Source organism: Bacillus sp. hwrm1 (assembly GCF_040207805.1).
In the GTDB taxonomy this organism is placed as follows: Bacteria; Bacillota; Bacilli; order Bacillales; family Bacillaceae; genus Bacillus; species Bacillus velezensis.
In genome coordinates this window covers 1,137,435-1,153,562 of the sequence record NZ_CP157943.1, presented here as the reverse complement: position 1 = coordinate 1,153,562, position 16,128 = coordinate 1,137,435, and the positions used below count along the sequence as shown (strand labels likewise).

Here is a 16,128-nt window from a genome sequence, read left to right as displayed (position 1 = left end):
TGAGAATGAAAAAGATTCTTTTAATTTGTGTTCCCTTCGTAATTTTGGCAGTTGCCGCATCCCTTTACTTTTTTAATAAAGATCAAAACAAACAGACTTCTGCAGTTACAGATGATGAAAAGTACAATGATGAACAAGAAGATTTGACCGGCCCCGGCACTGACACCGTTTCATACGGTTTATATGAAGAGGACGGGCAAATTTTAGACTCTTTGGATATTGGAAAGAAAAACGGGAAGAGATACAAAAAAGTATTATCTTTTAGTCATTATTTTAATGACAAAAGAAAATATGGATTGGTTATCCTCTCAGACTTCAAGACAATTCCTTTCAAAGCAGATAACGGAGGGTACAAAAAATCTTATACATTCAAAATGGATAAAGATTCGGTAAAAAAAATCAAGCTGGAATTTGAGCCGCCTTCTAATTTCAGCGAGTTAAGTTTCATTATTATTCCTGAGCCTGATTACAAACAAGAAAGCACTAACCTTGATATAGCATCAGGTTTACAGGAAAACTTTACTCTCCGTTACATCAGGAAAAGCCGGGATGAAAAAGAAGACCTAAAACCCCAAAAAACAACTGATGAATTAACGGGCGAACAAGTATTTTTAACGTCAAAACAAACCGGAAATAAAATCCTATTCAAATCAAAAAGCAACCAAAAAACATACTTGCAAATTTTTAATTCGCATGATACGAATCTTGATTATGCCTTAGTTGCCTTATCAGGGACAGAACAAAGCTCAGTTAATGGGAAACCTGTTTCATTTACCAGTGTTAAAGAGAATGCCACAAATATATATGAAATTGACATGCCGAAAGTTGAAGATAAAGAAAACTATCAAATTGTCCTATTTCCAACCCCATACAAGACAAGTACAATGTATGAAGGTCTAAACAATACAAGTGAATCGACTTTCAGGACGGTAATAACACCTTAGGGGGTATGGCCTTGTGTGGATTATAATTTTTCTGCTTGTCATTTTGATTGGTTTCACAGGGAATATTGTTTCGTTGTTGAGAGCGCAAAAACAGGCTAATCAAAGAATTATTCAACTATTAGAAGAGAAGAAAAAGTAATCCCCCAAAACGGGGGATTTTTTCATTTCAATAATGATTTCAGTTTCGCTTTCGTACTCGGCCCGTAAATTCGCATCTGCTCTGTTTATTCGTGATAGACAGGAACCTTTTTACCAAAAGAGGACATCCTATGTAGAGTATCCTGTTTTATCAATTTTGCCTTGTGGAGTTGTTATGCTTTAAATGCAGGAATGTAACTGCTGAATTTCTGTCCCTTGAACCAGAACCCAAAAGGAAGGGGTCTACTCTGAAAGTCAATGTATCGGTTCCTGAAATCTTGCCTTTTTTACCCAGAAGCTTTGAATGAGGGATAATTATGAACTTCACTATATACCTGCCTTCTTTTTCTTCGGATAATTTAACGCCTCCTTTAGTGGTAACAGAGAGTGTGTCATCCTTATAGAATTCACGGGCACTGTCTAATATATTTTTACAGAAAAGCTCATGCATAAAAACACCAAATAGCTCCTGAGAAACTTTTGGGTTCTGGCCGTGTTCTTGTTTAGCAGCAGCCACTGTGATAGAGCTTAACGAAAAACATAAGATCACCAATACAATTATTTTTTTCATAGTAATCATCTCCCTTCACTTTAACATTTGCATTCCTTTATTTTTTATTACATCTTGAATATCTAATAACTTCGAAAAGTCTTCTCCCTTCATAAAAGAGAGAGGTTATTATTACTTCAGCTAAGACAAGATTTTCGCTTTTGTACTCAGCTGTAAATATCCTTATCAAACCGTTCATCAATTGAAACTGACTCATTTACTGATGTAAGTGATTTTAAATAAATGGCAGAAAAACCCTCCTCATCTCGAGAAGGGCTCTGACTTATACTTTTTTTCTCTAAATCAGTCCGAAGAAACTAACTGATGCCGCTCAACTTTTCAATCGAAGGGCTTCATCGGGCTCTCCAACTATTTTCCCCTATGCTTTTCTTTTGCTTTTTGTTTTCTGATTAAATATTTTTGTTCCTTTATTTTTTCTCTTTGTTTTCTATTCAGTTGTTTTTTCTTTTCTTTTCTTGCTTCAAGCTCCTGTTTTATCGCTTTTTGTGCCTTAGTTGATATCCCGATATTTTTCATCTCTTTAGAAGCTTGTCGCTGCAATCTTTTTGGGTTTAATTTCTTAGATTTTGCTTTAACACAAACCCCTTCTTGTTCAGTGTGGGAGAGAGTCTGTAAAAGTTGATTATTAACAAAATGCATTATTTCTGAATCCTTTGGCTCTTGTCCAAACAAATGACGAATTGCTCTTAATTTCCCATCATTCACAACTTCAATGACTCCTACCCAAAACTGACCATCGTAGTAAACCGTTAATTTCATAACGATTCCCTCCTCCTAAATTTTACTGAAGAATGATGGACATCCCGAGGAGGGGAAGGTTACTGACATTTTAAATCATGCATCCGGACTACCAACCGAATTGTGTTTTTTCATTCTCATTATAAATTTAACAAACTTCCAAATTGAAGGAAAGGGTCTCCGCTTATTTTGACAACACTTCAAGTTTTGCTTTGGTATCAGGCAGGCCCATAAATCCCATCAGCTTTTAATCTACTATCGCTGTTTTCGCTCCATGTGCGCCGTCAATCCCGAAGTTCTTTGTTACATGATAAGCCGCTTCATTCATCGGAATAATGCAAATGGCATTTGTCTGAACTACAAAATGCGCAAGTGCAAACTCTAATTTTCTCCACAAAAAAAGCAGCTTTACGCCGCTTTTTTACTTTACGAAGTGAATATTTTAACGATTTGCATGGCCAAGTAGGCGATTCCGGCGCCGATTAACGGGCCTACGGCGACGCCTCCGAAAAGCGCGACGGCAAGTATCGTGCCGATGACCAGCGCCGTTGTAATATGAGGGTCGTTTTCCAATAAGGTGAGACCGTTTTTGGCGATTAAGGCAACCGCGATCCCGGCACCGAGAGCGATCCACGCATAATATGATTTCATCGCTTCTCCGAGCTGTTTAAAACCGATATCACCTGTGGCAATCGGCACTAAAACGGCGATTGTAATGACGGTGACCCCCCAGTTGATGCCTTTTGACTGAATAACCGGAAATAGTTTCTGATCAAGACCGACAGCTTTTATCACAATGAGAAAGCCGACGGCAAAAAGCAATGACTGATTTTTGGCTACCAATGCGATGGCCAGCAATAATAGTAAAAATAAATTCGCCTGTGTAAACATCCTGAAAGCACCCTCTTTCATCATATCTGTATTCATATCCTTTTTTTTGACGAATAAACTAATGTAATAGGACGTGCCATCGAGAGGAGGATCGATGTGAATCCGCACTATGCAACTGTTTTTTTCCGCGCGCTGTTTGTACTCGCTGCGGCCGGCGGCGCTTTAGCGGCCGGTTACGCCTCATTTCCGTTAACTTATCCGTTTCTGATCGCCCTTATTCTGTCATCAGCGATCATTCCCGTAGTTGACTGGCTGGACAAACTGACGGGGATGCCCCGATCAGTCAATACAGTCATTGTCCTGGTCTTCTTTTTGCTTATTCTTCTCGGCGCGGCGACATTTCTCGTTGCGGAAATCATTTCGGGAACCGCCTATCTGGCCAAAACGCTCCCTCCCCATATCAGCGCCTTTATGACGTATTGCGAAGAGCTGTTCACTTCCCGCATTCAGCCATTGTACCACGAGCTGACCGTCTTATTTAACGGGCTTGAAACCAATCAGCAGGCATCCATCGTGACGCATATTCAGACCCTCGGTGATACAGCCGCTAAAAATGCGGGGCTGATGCTTTCACATCTTTTGGAGCTGGTGCCGAAATGGATTGCCTTCCTTCCCAATACAGCTGCCGTCTTCATTTTCGCAATGCTGGCGACTTTTTTTATGACAAAGGACTGGCATAAGCTGAAGGCGCTGCTTTATTCCATTCTTCCGGAACGGGTTTCGGCAAACGCCAAGGCCGTATCGGGAGAGCTGAAAAAAGCGATGGCAGGTTTCATTAAGGCGCAGGCCGTGCTCATACTTTTCACGATGATCATTGTCTTTATCGGACTTTTTCTTTTAGGGATTGAGCATGCGGCAACCATCGCCTTTTTTATCGGCCTGGTGGACCTTCTCCCGTATCTCGGCGCCGGGTCGGTCTTTGTTCCCTGGATTATGTATTTGGCCATTGCCGGTCAGCTTCCTCAAGCGATCGGTCTCGGTGTTTTATATATTGTGGTTCTTATCCAGCGCCAGCTGACGGAGCCGAAAATTTTAAGCAAGTCAATCGGACTTGATCCGCTTGCGACCTTAATCGCTCTGTTTGCCGGCTTTAAATTGTTCGGAATTTTAGGACTGGCTGCGGGGCCCGCGCTGCTCGTTTTCATTCAGGCCTTTATCACAACGGGCGCTTTAAAAGAAATATGGGCCTATATTACTGTTCAGTCCAAATAAAAACAGCAGCCCTGTAAGAAGGCTGCCGTTTTTATTTGATAATGATCCGCTTGTTTTTTGACATTCCTCTCAGCCATTTGAACAAAAGCGGCTTCATGCGGTTCCGAGTGAACGGAATCAGAAGACAGGCCCCTGCAATATCGGACAGAAAACCCGGAAGCATCAAAAGCAGGCCTCCGAAAAAGACGCATATTCCGTCAAGAAGCGCTTCCCCCGGCATTTTGCCGTGCTGCAGGTCGCGCATCACCCGATGATACACATCGGTTCCCTGTCTTTTTGCCACCAAGGCGCCTAACACGCCTGTCAAAATGATGAGAAGGAAGGTCGGAAAAATACCGAGCCATTTTCCCGCCAGCAGAAACAAACCGATTTCAATTGCCGGACACACGATAAACAGTAAGAATAACACTCTCATTTTTCTGCCCTCCTGCCCTTCTAAAAGCGCGTCACCGCCCGCATGGGAATAGGAAAATCAACCTAAAGACAAAAGAGAAGGGAGAACCCCCCTCTCTTTTTTAAAGCTGTTTAAAGAACGCTTGCGCGGCCTTCATACACAGCGCCGCGGGCAGCGTCAACTGTGATAACCTGTCCTTCTGTTAAAACTGAAGTTGCGTTCTCCAGACCGACGATAACCGGAATGCCCAAGCTTAAACCGACAACGGCTGCATGGCTTGTCAGACCGCCTTCTTCAGTGATAAGCGCTGATGCTTTTTCAAGTGAAGCGATCATGTCGCGGTCAGTGCTTGAAGCAACCAATACTGCGCCGTCTGTCATTTTTTGTTCAGCTTCTTTCGCATTTTTTGCAACAACGACCGGACCGAATGCAGATTTGCGTCCGATGCCTTGCCCTTTTGCGATAATGCTGCCGACAGTGTGGACTTTCATCAGATTCGTCGTGCCTGATTCACCGACAGAACCTGCTGTAATGACAATCAGATCACCGCGTTTCACGATGCCGCTGTCAAGTGATTTTTGAACCGCGTCTTCAAGCATTTCATCGGTTGAATTCGCGTTTTGGCCGCTTGACGGGAATACACCGAATACAAGGCCGAGTTTGCGTGACACAGACTCATTAACCGTAACGGCTACAATCGGAGCCTGCGGACGGTATTTCGCGATCATACGCGCCGTATGGCCGCTTTCTGTAGGCGTAACGATAGCTGCCGCACTCAGATTGATCGCCGTGTGCGCAACTGATTGGCCGATCGCATCGGTAATCGTCATGCCGACCTGATCTCTGCGTTTAGACAGAATTTCTTTGTAGTTCAGAGATTCTTCCGTGCGTGTGGCGATGTTAAACATTGTTTGAACCGCCTCGACAGGATATTGTCCCGCAGCCGTCTCACCGGAAAGCATGATAGCATCTGTGCCGTCGAAAATGGCGTTGGCAACGTCACTTGCTTCAGCGCGTGTCGGGCGAGGGTTGCGCTGCATGCTGTCAAGCATTTGAGTCGCAGTAATAACCGGTTTGCCGAGCGCGTTGCATTTTTTGATCATTTCTTTTTGCACGAGCGGCACTTCTTCGGCCGGGATCTCTACGCCGAGGTCTCCGCGCGCTACCATTAAGCCGTCAGATACTTCCAGGATCGCATCCAGGTTGTCCACGCCTTCCTGGTTCTCGATCTTAGGAATGATTTGAATGTCAGACGCGTTATGCTCTTCAAGCAGTTCGCGGATTTCAAGGACATCCGTAGAACGGCGTACAAATGACGCAGCGATGAAATCAACGCCTTGCTCGATACCGAATACGATGTCTTTGGCGTCTTTTTCAGTAATTCCGGGAAGGTTGACGCTGACGCCCGGAACGTTTACGCCTTTTTTATTTTTCAGCGTGCCGCTGTTTAAGATTTTTGTTTTGATTTCGTGTTTTTCCGGATTTGATTCTAGCACTTCCAATCCGATTAAACCGTCATCCAACAGGATGATAGACCCTGCTGACACGTCGTCTGCCAGGCCTTCATAAGAAACTGAGAATTTTTCAAGCGTTCCCAGCACCTGTTTCGTAGAAACGATAATTTCATTTCCCGCCTGAAGCTCAAGCGCGCCGTTTTCCATATCGTGCGTGCGGATTTCCGGACCTTTTGTATCGAGGAGAATCCCCACGTTTTTGCCGAGCTTTTTGCTTGCTTCTCTGATGTTTTTGATTCTTGCGCCGTGCTCTTCGAAATCACCGTGTGAAAAATTCAGACGAGCAACGTTCATACCCGCTTCCATCAATTTTGTCAGCATTTCTACACTTTCACTGGCCGGACCGATTGTACAAACGATTTTTGTTTTTTTCAACTCGTTCACTTCCTTCTGAAATCTTCAGCTTCTTCCGCCTTAAATAGACAGTTCTTTTGAAAGCTGATACATGTTTGGTTCAACAGTATGTTTTGATTCTAAAATTTCTATAATATCATGGTCTACAAGCTTGTTGTTTTGTATACCTACGCAGCGTCCGCCTTTTCCTTTAAGCAGAAGCTCAACCGCGTAAGCGCCGAGGCGGCTTGCAAGAACCCGGTCAGAAGCGCTTGGAGATCCGCCGCGCTGGATGTGCCCTAAAACGGATACCCGTGTTTCAAGGTTCGTTTCTTCTTCGATGCGTTTTCCGAATTCAACCCCGCTGCCTACCCCTTCTGCAACGATGATGATACTGTGTTTTTTGCCGCGGTCGTGCCCTCTCTTCAAACGGCCGATAATTTCCTGCATATCGTAGTCCGCTTCAGGAATTAAAATTGATTCCGCTCCGCCTGCAAGACCTGCCCATAAAGCAATGTCGCCCGCATGGCGCCCCATCACTTCAATAACGTATGTACGCTCATGAGACGTAGCGGTGTCACGGATTTTATCAATCGCATCAATTACGGTGTTTAACGCCGTATCAAATCCGATCGTAAAATCAGTTCCCGGGATGTCATTATCTATCGTACCCGGTACACCTACACACGGAAACCCGTGTTCCGTTAATTTTTTCGCACCCATGTATGAACCGTCTCCGCCGATGACGACAAGACCTTCAATGCCGAGTTTCTTTAAATTTTCGATTCCTTTTTCACGGCCTTCAACTGTTTTGAATTCAGGACATCTGGCCGTATACAGCTTTGTTCCGCCGCGGTGGATGATGTCACCGACCGAACCAAGCTCCAGTTTCTCTATTTTTCCGCTGATTAATCCTGAATAACCGTTATAAATTCCGTACACTTCGACGTCGTGGTAGATAGCTTTCCGCACAACCGCGCGCACCGCAGCGTTCATACCCGGGGAATCCCCGCCGCTCGTTAAAACTCCTATACGCTTCATTTCCTATTCACCTCAGCAACATATATATGTTAAACATATCATGATCATTGCCCTAAAACAATGAAAAGGGACGCCTGAGCTCCCATGAAACCTTACCTATTATACAATTAAATAAATTGTTTTTAAATAAAATTTAAGGAATATCACAAAAATCACAAAAAATAAACGTGAGCCATAGGCTTCACGTCTATTCAGTTTACCCCGATATATTGATCCTCAACCGAAACTTTCCCGATTGCTTTATATTTTTCATAGCGCTGTGAGATCAATTCTTCGGCGTTCAATTGAAGAAGAGATTTTAACGTTTCTTTAAGTATACCGTCAATGTAGCCCGCCTGCTGCTTGATATCGTGGTGAGCTCCGCCCTTCACTTCTTTAATCATATCGTCAATAATTCCTAATTCTAATAAATCGGGCGCAGTAATCTTCATGGATTCGGCCGCTTTTTTCGCAAGGCTGGAGTCCTTCCACAAAATGGACGCGGCTCCTTCAGGAGAAATAACGGAATACGTCGAGTTCTCAAGCATCAGCATGCGGTTGCCCACACCTAATGCAAGCGCGCCTCCGCTGCCGCCTTCCCCGATGACGATACAAACGACAGGCACTGTCAGGCCGGCCATCTCGAACAGGTTCTTGGCGATGGCTTCACTTTGTCCCCGTTCCTCCGCCGCTTTACCCGGGTACGCTCCCTTCGTGTCGATGAAGCAGATAATCGGGCGGTTGAACTTATCGGCCTGCTTCATGAGACGAAGCGCTTTGCGGTAGCCCTCAGGGTGAGGCATCCCGAAATTGCGGACAAGGTTTTCTTTCGTGTCTTTTCCGCGCTGATGTCCGATGACGGTGACCGGCATGCCGTGATATTTGGCGACTCCGCCGACAATCGCCGCATCATCTCCGTATGTTCTGTCTCCGTGGCACTCAAAAAAGTCGGTAAACAGGTATTGAATGTAATCAAGCGTCGTCGGCCGGTCGGGAAGGCGTGCGATCTGCACTCTGTCCCACGGCTTCAGGTTTTTATAAATCTCATCCTGAAGCTTGCTGAGCCGGTCTTCAAGCCTTGCGATTTCAGCGCTTAAATCCATCTCCGAATCTTGGGTGAATTTTTTCAGTTCGGCGATTTTCGTCTGCAGTTCAATCACTGGTTTTTCAAATTCTAATCTTGCAGCCACTCATGCTCACCTCCTGTTTGGTGCATGTCCAGCAGAAATGCGAGTTTGTCTTTCATGTCGTTTCGGTGAATCACCGCATCAAGCTGGCCGTGCTTTAATAAAAATTCCGCCGTCTGGAAATCTTCCGGCAGTTTTTCCCCGATCGTCTGTTCAATAATACGTCTTCCGGCAAATCCGATCAAGGCGCCCGGTTCAGCGAAATTATAATCACCGAGAGACGCGAAACTGGCCGATACGCCGCCTGTCGTCGGATGGGTCATGACAGAAATAATCAGTCCCTGCTCCTCACTGAACAGTTTTAATGCAGAGCTTGTCTTGGCCATTTGCATAAGGCTTAAGACCCCCTCCTGCATACGTGCGCCGCCGGAAGCGGTAAAGATGATAAACGGGACTTTTTCCTCTTTTGCTTTTTCAATTGCAAGCGTGATTTTTTCGCCGACAACCGAACCCATGCTGCCCATTCGGAATGTTGAATCCATGATCGCGATCACGGCAGGGAATCCGCTGATGGTTCCTTTTCCGGTAACCACCGCTTCATTCAGCGATGTTTTCTCACGGTCTTTTTCGATTTTTTCTAAGTATTCCGGGAAACCGAGCGGGTTTTCAGATATCATTCCCTGGTTGAATTCTTCGAATGAATCTTCATCCAGGAGGCTTTCAATGCGCTGCTTTGCATTCATCGGGAAATGGTGCCCGCAGTTCATGCAGACGCGCAGGTTTTTATCTAACTCTTTTGTGAGCATGATTTTTTTACATTTGGAGCACTTTGTCATAATGCCTTCCGGAACATCATGTTTTGCCTGCTCAGACGGCACGGAAGCATATTTTTTCTTTTTTGTGAATATATCCTTTAACAAATGATTACCTCCCTTTTGTGAAGGGTTCTCTTCACTGCATGTCTTCCGATTAGATAGACTTAATAATAACTTTACCGAAACTATTGTACTTTTTTTGTCAAACGGTGTCATCCTCCATTCGACATTTTTTGCTGCAAAACAGACGGAAACGGACGGATTTCATACCGTGAAAAGCGTTGTTCAGCCTTATCTGTCAGCGTTTTCAAAAGAAATAAGGATTCTGCTGAAATTTTTTTAAGACCTGCCCTTAAAAAAATGCCAGCAGTCCGTATATTGAACAGCAGCGCGTTGTTTTTTTCCAACGCGCTGCCATTTCATTTTTGTGTTATTATTCGCCGATAACCGTGAGCTGTCTTGTTTTTTCAGCCACTTCCTCAGGATCGACCGTAATTCTGGCGACGCCCGTTTCCATCGCTGCTTTCGCAACAGCTTTCGCAACGGCAGGAGCCACACGTTTGTCAAATGGAGCCGGGATGACATAATCAGCGCTTAAGTCTTCCTCTGAAACAAGGGATGCAATCGCTTCAACCGCAGCAATTTTCATTTCTTCGTTGATGTGAGTCGCGCGAACGTCAAGCGCCCCGCGGAAAATTCCAGGGAATGCCAGAACATTGTTGACCTGGTTCGGGAAATCAGAACGGCCTGTTCCGATTACGCTTGCGCCGGCTGCGCGCGCGTCTTCAGGCATGATTTCCGGATTCGGGTTGGCCATTGCGAAGATAATCGGATCTTTCGCCATGCTTTCCACCATTTCTTTCGTCAGCGCGCCTTCGACTGATACGCCGATAAAGACGTCTGCATCTTTAATGACATCCTGAAGCGAACCGTCGTTGCGGTCTTGGTTTGTAAACTTCGCCACTTCGTTTTTCACTGCGTTCATGCCGGCCGGACGCCCTTCGTAAATCGCCCCTTTAGAGTCGCACATTACGATGTTGCGTACGCCGAAATGGTAAAGAAGCTTGATGATCGCGATGCCTGCCGCTCCCGCTCCGTTTGCCACAACTTTAATGGATGACATGGATTTTCCTGATAATTTCAGCGCGTTTACAAGTCCGGCAACGGTTACGATGGCAGTGCCGTGCTGATCATCGTGGAAAACCGGGATGTTTGTTTCTTTTTTCAGGCGCTCTTCGATAATGAAGCAGTTCGGCGCCGCAATATCTTCAAGGTTGACACCGCCGAATGTCGGTGCAAGCAGCTTTACAGTGTCAATGATTTTGTCCACATCGTTTGTGTCAAGCGCGATCGGGAATGCATCCACGCCCGCGAAACTTTTGAACAGCACCGCTTTCCCTTCCATGACCGGAAGTGAAGCTTCAGGCCCGATATTACCGAGACCGAGAACGGCTGATCCGTCTGTTACGACTGCTACCATGTTCCCCTTCATTGTATAATCATATACTTTGTTTTTATCGTCATAAATCTCTTTACAAGGCTCAGCTACTCCGGGAGAGTAGGCAAGGCTTAAGTCATCTGCATTTCTGACTTCTACCTTTGCTTTTGATTCCAGCTTTCCTTGATTTACTTTGTGTAAATGTAACGCTTCTTCTCTTAATGACATTCTAAACACTCCTTTTAAGTACTTTGTTACATATTCTGCCGCATAGACTGGTACAATCGCTGGAGGTGAAAAATTTCAGAATCTTTAAATAAGATAGCACAATTGTTTCAATTGTATAACAAAACGATTATTGTTACCACTATTTTAACACGACGTTTTCGCGGCCCAGCAGCTCTTTTAAACGGTATAACGCCTGATGGTCCGCCTGAATATGAAAAGTATCCGGCAGCCTGATCGTCTGCTTGTCTTTTTCATAATAAAGATAAACGCCGGTTTCCCCTTTATGCTCCAGTAAAATACGCTTCATCTTTTCCAAAAACTCCTGATTGTGCCGGCTGCCTTCGATTTTGATGTAAACAGACGGCGCTCTGTCTGCCTCCGTCTGCTCAAGAAGAGAGGCGGATGACATGATGAATTGTGTCTTCTCCTGACGCTCTTCCATTTTTCCGGCGGCGAATAAAAGCGCGCCTTCCTTTAACAGCGGAGACAGCCTTCTATATTGGTCAGGAAACACGACGGCTTCCATTTCTCCCGTTTCATCGCTTAATGTGAGAAACGCCATATGCTGACCTGTCTTTGTCCGAATCGTTTTGATGCCCGCGAGCAAAGCGCCGATTGACAGCTGCCCCTTCGGCATCTGCCGCGCTGCTGTGATCGCTTGCGCCCCCCGTTTGTTCAGGAGATCCCTGAAAGCAGACAAAGGATGGCTTGAGAAATAAACACCGAGAGCTTCTTTTTCGAACCGAAGCTTGTCCACGAGCGGAAATTCCTCAGCCTCTACATATTTTGGCTTAATGGAGAACGATTCTTCCAAAAACAATCCCATTTGGTCATCGTCTGCACGAAAAAGTTCAGCGTGCTCTAAAGCCACATCAACGGAGGCCAGCAAGGCGGCGCGATTTTGATTGAATTCGTCCATGGCCCCAGAAAATATAAGGGCTTCGATGGTTTTCCGATTCACGCTTTTTGCGGGTACGCGAAAGCAGAAATCGAAAAGATCCTCGAACGGTTTATGTGTTCTTGCTTTATAAATATCTTTCACTGCCGAGACGCCTACGTTTTTAACGGCCCGCAAACTGTATCTGACGGCTCCGTTTTCCGGCGCAAACGGAAAACCGCTTTTGTTTATTGACGGCGGAAGGACTTGAATCCCGCTCCCCTTCGCTTCATGCAGATATTGCGATATTTTGTCCTCATTACCGATGACGCTCGTCAACAGCCCGCACATAAAATATAACGGATAATGCGCTTTTAAATAGGCTAGCTGATAGCCGATCATGCTGTATGCGACAGCATGGCTTCTGTTGAATCCGTAGTTAGCGAATTTTACAATCAGATCGTAGACCTCGTTTGCAGTGACTACAGAATACTCCTTTTTTAAGCACCCTTCAACAAAATGGCTTCGCTCTCTGTCCAGAATGTCCTTTTGCTTTTTGCTGACAGCCCGTCTGAGCAGATCCGCTTCACCTAATGAAAACCCTGCCATGCGCGAGGCGATCATCATTATCTGCTCTTGATAGACGATGACGCCGTAAGTGTCACTGAGAATATTTCTTACGTCCTCGTGCGGCACTTCCACACGCGCGCGGCCGTGCTTCCGGTCGATAAATAACGGAATATTTTCCATCGGTCCCGGCCTGTAAAGCGCGTTAACCGCGACAATGTCTTCCAGTCTTGACGGCTTCAGGCGCTTCAGCACGTTTCTCATTCCTGATGATTCCAGCTGGAAAATACCCGTCGTATCACCGTTTGACAATAGCGAGAACGTTTTTTCATCCTGATAAGAAATCTCGGAAAAATCAATTTTCGTATTCGTCTCTTTTTCAATCATCGTTTTAATGGATTCAATAAGCGTCAAGTTGCGCAAACCTAAAAAGTCCATTTTTAAAAGACCGAGATCTTCCAAGTGATCCATCGCATACTGCGTTAAATACACGCCGTCATGCCCTTCTTGAAGAGGGACAACTTCAGAAAGCGGCTCTTTACTGAGAACGACCCCCGCCGCGTGTGTTGACGTGTGCCGCGGAAGACCTTCAATTTTCCTTGCGATCTGAAACACTTTATGAAGAACGGCGGATTCGGACAGCCTCCTGTTCAGCTGAGCGGACTGCCGCCTCGCTTCATCAAGCGTCATTCCCGGTTTTGACGGAATCAGGCGGGCAAGCTGGTCGGCTTCTTTCGGGCTGATTCCGAACACTCTCCCGGTATCCCTTAACGCCGCCTTTGCGGCCAATGTCCCGAAGGTGATAATCTGGGCGACGTGCATGGCCCCGTACTTATTTTGTACATACTGAATGACCTCATCCCTTCTCGTATCAGGGAAATCGATATCAATATCCGGCATGCTGATCCGCTCGGGATTAAGAAATCTCTCAAACAGCAGAGAATGTTTAAGCGGATCCACGTCGGTAATGAAAAGGGAGTAAGCGACAAGCGAGCCTGCCGCGGACCCTCTTCCCGGACCTGTCACAATGCCCTTTTCATGCGCGTACTTCATAAAGTCCCATACGATGAGAAAATAATCACTGAATTTCATGCGCCTGATGACGTCCAGCTCATATTCAAGCCGGCGGACAGCGCGCTCATCAGGAGTGCCGAAACGGAGGCGCAGCCCCTCATGACAGATCTCCGCCAAATAGTCATCGGCTGATTTGCCGTCCGGCGCCGGAAAAGACGGAAGCTGTGTCTGTCCGAGGCTGACATCGACCCGGCATTGCCGGGCGATACGCGCGGCTGCTTCAATCGCTTCCGGATGCCGCGTGTAAAGCTCTGCCATTTCTTCAGGCGCCCTCAAGTATAAGTCCGGCAGATTCCCGCTCTGATCCTCCCACTTCTCTCCGGCTTTAATAGCGCACAGACAGCGGTACGCATCTTGATCTTCTTTCTTGATATAACGGACATCCCCCGCAGCGCAGACAGCGATTTCCGTCTCGGCTGACAGGCGGAGAATCTCTTCTGATAACGTCTCATGTCCTTTAAACGGCTGATACCCTAAATAAAAACGGCCGTCTCCGAACAGCTCCCGGAATCCTTCGGCAGCCCGGACCGCTTCTTCAAACTTCCCGGCTTGAAGCAGGCTTTCAATGTAGCCGTTTTCACCGGGCGTAATGGCGATCAGCCCCTCATGATAGCTCTTCATCCATTTTCGCTTCATGCCGCCCTTTGCCATGGATTGCAGCGCACTTGAGATTTTCACCAGGTTCTGATATCCGGTGTTTGTCTCTGCTAAAAGAATGAGCGGATGTGCTTCAAGCTCCGTATCGTCCGTGTATATAGAAGCCGTCAGACCGATAATCGGCTTCATTCCGTTTGATTTGCATGCTTTATAAAACTCAATGGCGCCGTACATCACATTTTCGTCCGTCAGCGCCAATGATGAATATCCGAGTTCCTTCGCTTGTGTAACAAGCTCTTTTACAGAAGCGGCGCTGTTTAACAGACTGTAGCCGCTATGTACTTGCAGGTGAACAAAAGACAATGCCGCCACTCCTTTCCCATACGTTCATTTTGCCTTTCTACATTATAAGACGGGTTTTCTTAAGAAACAAATGTTCTTTTTTGACTCATCATCATACTTGTCCGTTTCGCTCAATATGATAGAAAAGTGAGGTGGTGTATATATGGATCAGGAAGCCGGATTTATGGCGAATTTCATCAGCAGTTATTTTATCGCCCTCGGTGTGTTGCTCGGCGGCGCGCTGATCGGCGGCCTCGGAGCTTATTTATCAGGCGAGCCTCCGCTGACGGCGATCACAAAATTGGCGAACAGGCTGAAGATCTGGGCGCTTGTCGCGGCCATCGGGGGAACATTTGACGCGGTATACAGTTTCGAGCGGGGGCTGTTCGAAGGCAACACGCGCGACATCTTCAAACAGCTTCTTTTAATTATTTCAGCAATGGGCGGCGCGCAGACCGGCTGGCTGATCATTTCATGGCTGACCCAGGAGAATATGTCATCATGAGAATTCCCGAGTATTATAAAAAACCGGGATGGCAGCGTTTTTTCGCGGGAATGATGTGCGGAGCTATCGTCAGCTGGCTGTTCTTTCTGTTTACATACGGAACGTTTCAGGAAGAACAAGTGACGTTAATTGAAAAGCAGCGTGAGCACGCGCGGGATTTAAAAAACCAAATCTCCATCTATCAGAAGGATCTTCATAAATTAAATGAGGATAATAAGCAAAGACTTCTCATCCAAAGTGTTGATGTGAAGCTGATCAATGGGGAAAAATACAGAATCGCCCAGCCTGACAAGATGAAATTTGAGGAACAAGTGAAAGATAATATTTCTGAAGTCATCACAAAAGATATTGAAAGCGTGTATAAAACAAAGGAGCTTTTAAAACGGACGATCGAAAACAAAATATACACCATAAATGAGAAGGAATTTAAAGCTGAAGTAAAGGAACTGACGATTTATACGAGATTGTCTGTCGAAATTCATATTTCTTTTGCGACGTAATTATGTCATTTTTAAAAATTTTCCATAGATCTGTCGCTTTTTTCTCCGCTTTTTTATAAACTGTAGATGAGACATTTTCAATGATTCTGAAGGGAGGAAGGGAAAATGGAGGTTTTTAGTGAACGACGCTTGGCAAAAGATCATGCAGCCCGAATCAGACAAGGCTATTCCGCATATGCAGAAACAGACACACTCGCTTCCCTCATAAAAAAAGAACTCCAAATCTGTAATCTCCGCGTCTACGAAGACCTGACTGATTTCGGCTGCTGGTTCATCCCCGTGACAGATGAACACTAAGAAAGA

General features: G+C 45.7%; 15 protein-coding genes. 5 read left to right on the top strand and 10 right to left on the bottom strand.

What is annotated here, in order from left to right; all coding sequences use genetic code 11:
• Positions 1-5 precede the first annotated feature (5 nt).
• Positions 6-944 (top strand): hypothetical protein, encoded by a 939-nt coding sequence (locus tag ABK447_RS06010; RefSeq protein ID WP_197200367.1) that lies wholly within the window; start codon positions 6-8, stop codon positions 942-944.
• Positions 945-1,233: 289 nt separating this feature from the next.
• On the opposite strand, the gene ABK447_RS06005 is transcribed toward ABK447_RS06010, so the two are convergent.
• The 3 genes from ABK447_RS06005 to ABK447_RS05995 form a co-directional block, all read right to left on the bottom strand.
• A complete protein-coding gene (locus ABK447_RS06005) occupies positions 1,234-1,653 on the bottom strand; it encodes a hypothetical protein (RefSeq protein WP_032871707.1) in 420 nt (139 codons plus the stop codon).
• A 348-nt stretch (positions 1,654-2,001) separates the two neighbouring features.
• Complete coding sequence (locus ABK447_RS06000; RefSeq protein WP_015240369.1) at positions 2,002-2,412, bottom strand: YjdF family protein; 411 nt, start codon at positions 2,410-2,412, stop codon at positions 2,002-2,004.
• A 405-nt stretch (positions 2,413-2,817) separates the two neighbouring features.
• Positions 2,818-3,282 carry a DUF441 domain-containing protein gene (locus ABK447_RS05995; protein ID WP_003152447.1) on the bottom strand — a complete coding sequence of 155 codons (465 nt, stop codon included), beginning with the start codon at positions 3,280-3,282 and terminating at the stop codon, positions 2,818-2,820.
• Positions 3,283-3,378: 96 nt separating this feature from the next.
• Here ABK447_RS05995 and ytvI point away from each other — a divergent pair, with 96 nt between their 5' ends.
• Complete coding sequence (ytvI, locus tag ABK447_RS05990) at positions 3,379-4,494, top strand: sporulation integral membrane protein YtvI (RefSeq protein WP_012118167.1); 1,116 nt, start codon at positions 3,379-3,381, stop codon at positions 4,492-4,494.
• 31 nt (positions 4,495-4,525) lie between these two features.
• Here ytvI and ABK447_RS05985 read toward each other — a convergent pair whose 3' ends face one another.
• The 7 genes from ABK447_RS05985 to dnaE form a co-directional block, all read right to left on the bottom strand.
• Positions 4,526-4,909 (bottom strand): FxsA family protein, encoded by a 384-nt coding sequence (locus tag ABK447_RS05985; RefSeq protein ID WP_012118168.1) that lies wholly within the window; start codon positions 4,907-4,909, stop codon positions 4,526-4,528.
• 110 nt (positions 4,910-5,019) lie between these two features.
• The gene (pyk, locus tag ABK447_RS05980) at positions 5,020-6,777 is read right to left on the bottom strand and encodes a pyruvate kinase (protein WP_017418349.1); all 1,758 of its coding nucleotides are present in this window, start codon (positions 6,775-6,777) and stop codon (positions 5,020-5,022) included.
• A gap of 39 nt (positions 6,778-6,816) precedes the next feature.
• Positions 6,817-7,776: a 6-phosphofructokinase gene (gene pfkA / locus ABK447_RS05975; protein ID WP_007408068.1), complete on the bottom strand. Its 960-nt coding sequence runs from the start codon at positions 7,774-7,776 to the stop codon at positions 6,817-6,819.
• 191 nt (positions 7,777-7,967) lie between these two features.
• Complete coding sequence (gene accA / locus ABK447_RS05970) at positions 7,968-8,945, bottom strand: acetyl-CoA carboxylase carboxyl transferase subunit alpha (RefSeq protein ID WP_025285100.1); 978 nt, start codon at positions 8,943-8,945, stop codon at positions 7,968-7,970.
• Positions 8,930-9,802 (bottom strand): acetyl-CoA carboxylase, carboxyltransferase subunit beta, encoded by an 873-nt coding sequence (gene accD, locus ABK447_RS05965; RefSeq protein ID WP_007613077.1) that lies wholly within the window; start codon positions 9,800-9,802, stop codon positions 8,930-8,932. The genes accA and accD overlap by 16 nt, the downstream gene beginning before the upstream one ends.
• A 328-nt stretch (positions 9,803-10,130) precedes the next feature.
• A complete protein-coding gene (locus ABK447_RS05960) occupies positions 10,131-11,363 on the bottom strand; it encodes an NADP-dependent malic enzyme (protein WP_038464145.1) in 1,233 nt (410 codons plus the stop codon).
• A 139-nt stretch (positions 11,364-11,502) separates the two neighbouring features.
• On the bottom strand, positions 11,503-14,841 hold the full coding sequence (gene dnaE / locus ABK447_RS05955; RefSeq protein ID WP_038464148.1) for a DNA polymerase III subunit alpha: 3,339 nt from the start codon (positions 14,839-14,841) through the stop codon (positions 11,503-11,505).
• Between the two features lie 142 nt (positions 14,842-14,983).
• On the opposite strand from dnaE, the gene ABK447_RS05950 reads away from it, so the two are divergent.
• The 3 genes from ABK447_RS05950 (at position 14,984) to ABK447_RS05940 (ending at position 16,122) form a co-directional block, all read left to right on the top strand.
• The gene (locus ABK447_RS05950; RefSeq protein ID WP_003152438.1) at positions 14,984-15,325 is read left to right on the top strand and encodes a YtrH family sporulation protein; all 342 of its coding nucleotides are present in this window, start codon (positions 14,984-14,986) and stop codon (positions 15,323-15,325) included.
• On the top strand, positions 15,322-15,825 hold the full coding sequence (ytrI, locus tag ABK447_RS05945) for a sporulation membrane protein YtrI (RefSeq protein ID WP_007408062.1): 504 nt from the start codon (positions 15,322-15,324) through the stop codon (positions 15,823-15,825). The genes ABK447_RS05950 and ytrI overlap by 4 nt, the downstream gene beginning before the upstream one ends.
• A gap of 105 nt (positions 15,826-15,930) precedes the next feature.
• On the top strand, positions 15,931-16,122 hold the full coding sequence (locus tag ABK447_RS05940) for a hypothetical protein (RefSeq protein ID WP_007408061.1): 192 nt from the start codon (positions 15,931-15,933) through the stop codon (positions 16,120-16,122).
• Positions 16,123-16,128 lie beyond the last annotated feature (6 nt).

What these genes read in the sequence shown, in the direction of transcription:
- ABK447_RS05995 (WP_003152447.1), bottom strand. Translation starts at nt 3,282, where the DNA reads ATGTTTACACAGGCGAATTTATTTTTACTATTATTGCTGGCCATCGCA.
- ABK447_RS06000 (WP_015240369.1), bottom strand. Translation starts at nt 2,412, where the DNA reads ATGAAATTAACGGTTTACTACGATGGTCAGTTTTGGGTAGGAGTCATT.
- ABK447_RS06005 (WP_032871707.1), bottom strand. Translation starts at nt 1,653, where the DNA reads ATGAAAAAAATAATTGTATTGGTGATCTTATGTTTTTCGTTAAGCTCT.
- ABK447_RS05940 (WP_007408061.1), top strand. Translation starts at nt 15,931, where the DNA reads ATGGAGGTTTTTAGTGAACGACGCTTGGCAAAAGATCATGCAGCCCGA.
- pfkA (WP_007408068.1), bottom strand. Translation starts at nt 7,776, where the DNA reads ATGAAGCGTATAGGAGTTTTAACGAGCGGCGGGGATTCCCCGGGTATG.
- ytrI (WP_007408062.1), top strand. Translation starts at nt 15,322, where the DNA reads ATGAGAATTCCCGAGTATTATAAAAAACCGGGATGGCAGCGTTTTTTC.
- ABK447_RS05985 (WP_012118168.1), bottom strand. Translation starts at nt 4,909, where the DNA reads ATGAGAGTGTTATTCTTACTGTTTATCGTGTGTCCGGCAATTGAAATC.
- ABK447_RS06010 (WP_197200367.1), top strand. Translation starts at nt 6, where the DNA reads ATGAAAAAGATTCTTTTAATTTGTGTTCCCTTCGTAATTTTGGCAGTT.
- ABK447_RS05960 (WP_038464145.1), bottom strand. Translation starts at nt 11,363, where the DNA reads ATGTCATTAAGAGAAGAAGCGTTACATTTACACAAAGTAAATCAAGGA.
- ABK447_RS05950 (WP_003152438.1), top strand. Translation starts at nt 14,984, where the DNA reads ATGGATCAGGAAGCCGGATTTATGGCGAATTTCATCAGCAGTTATTTT.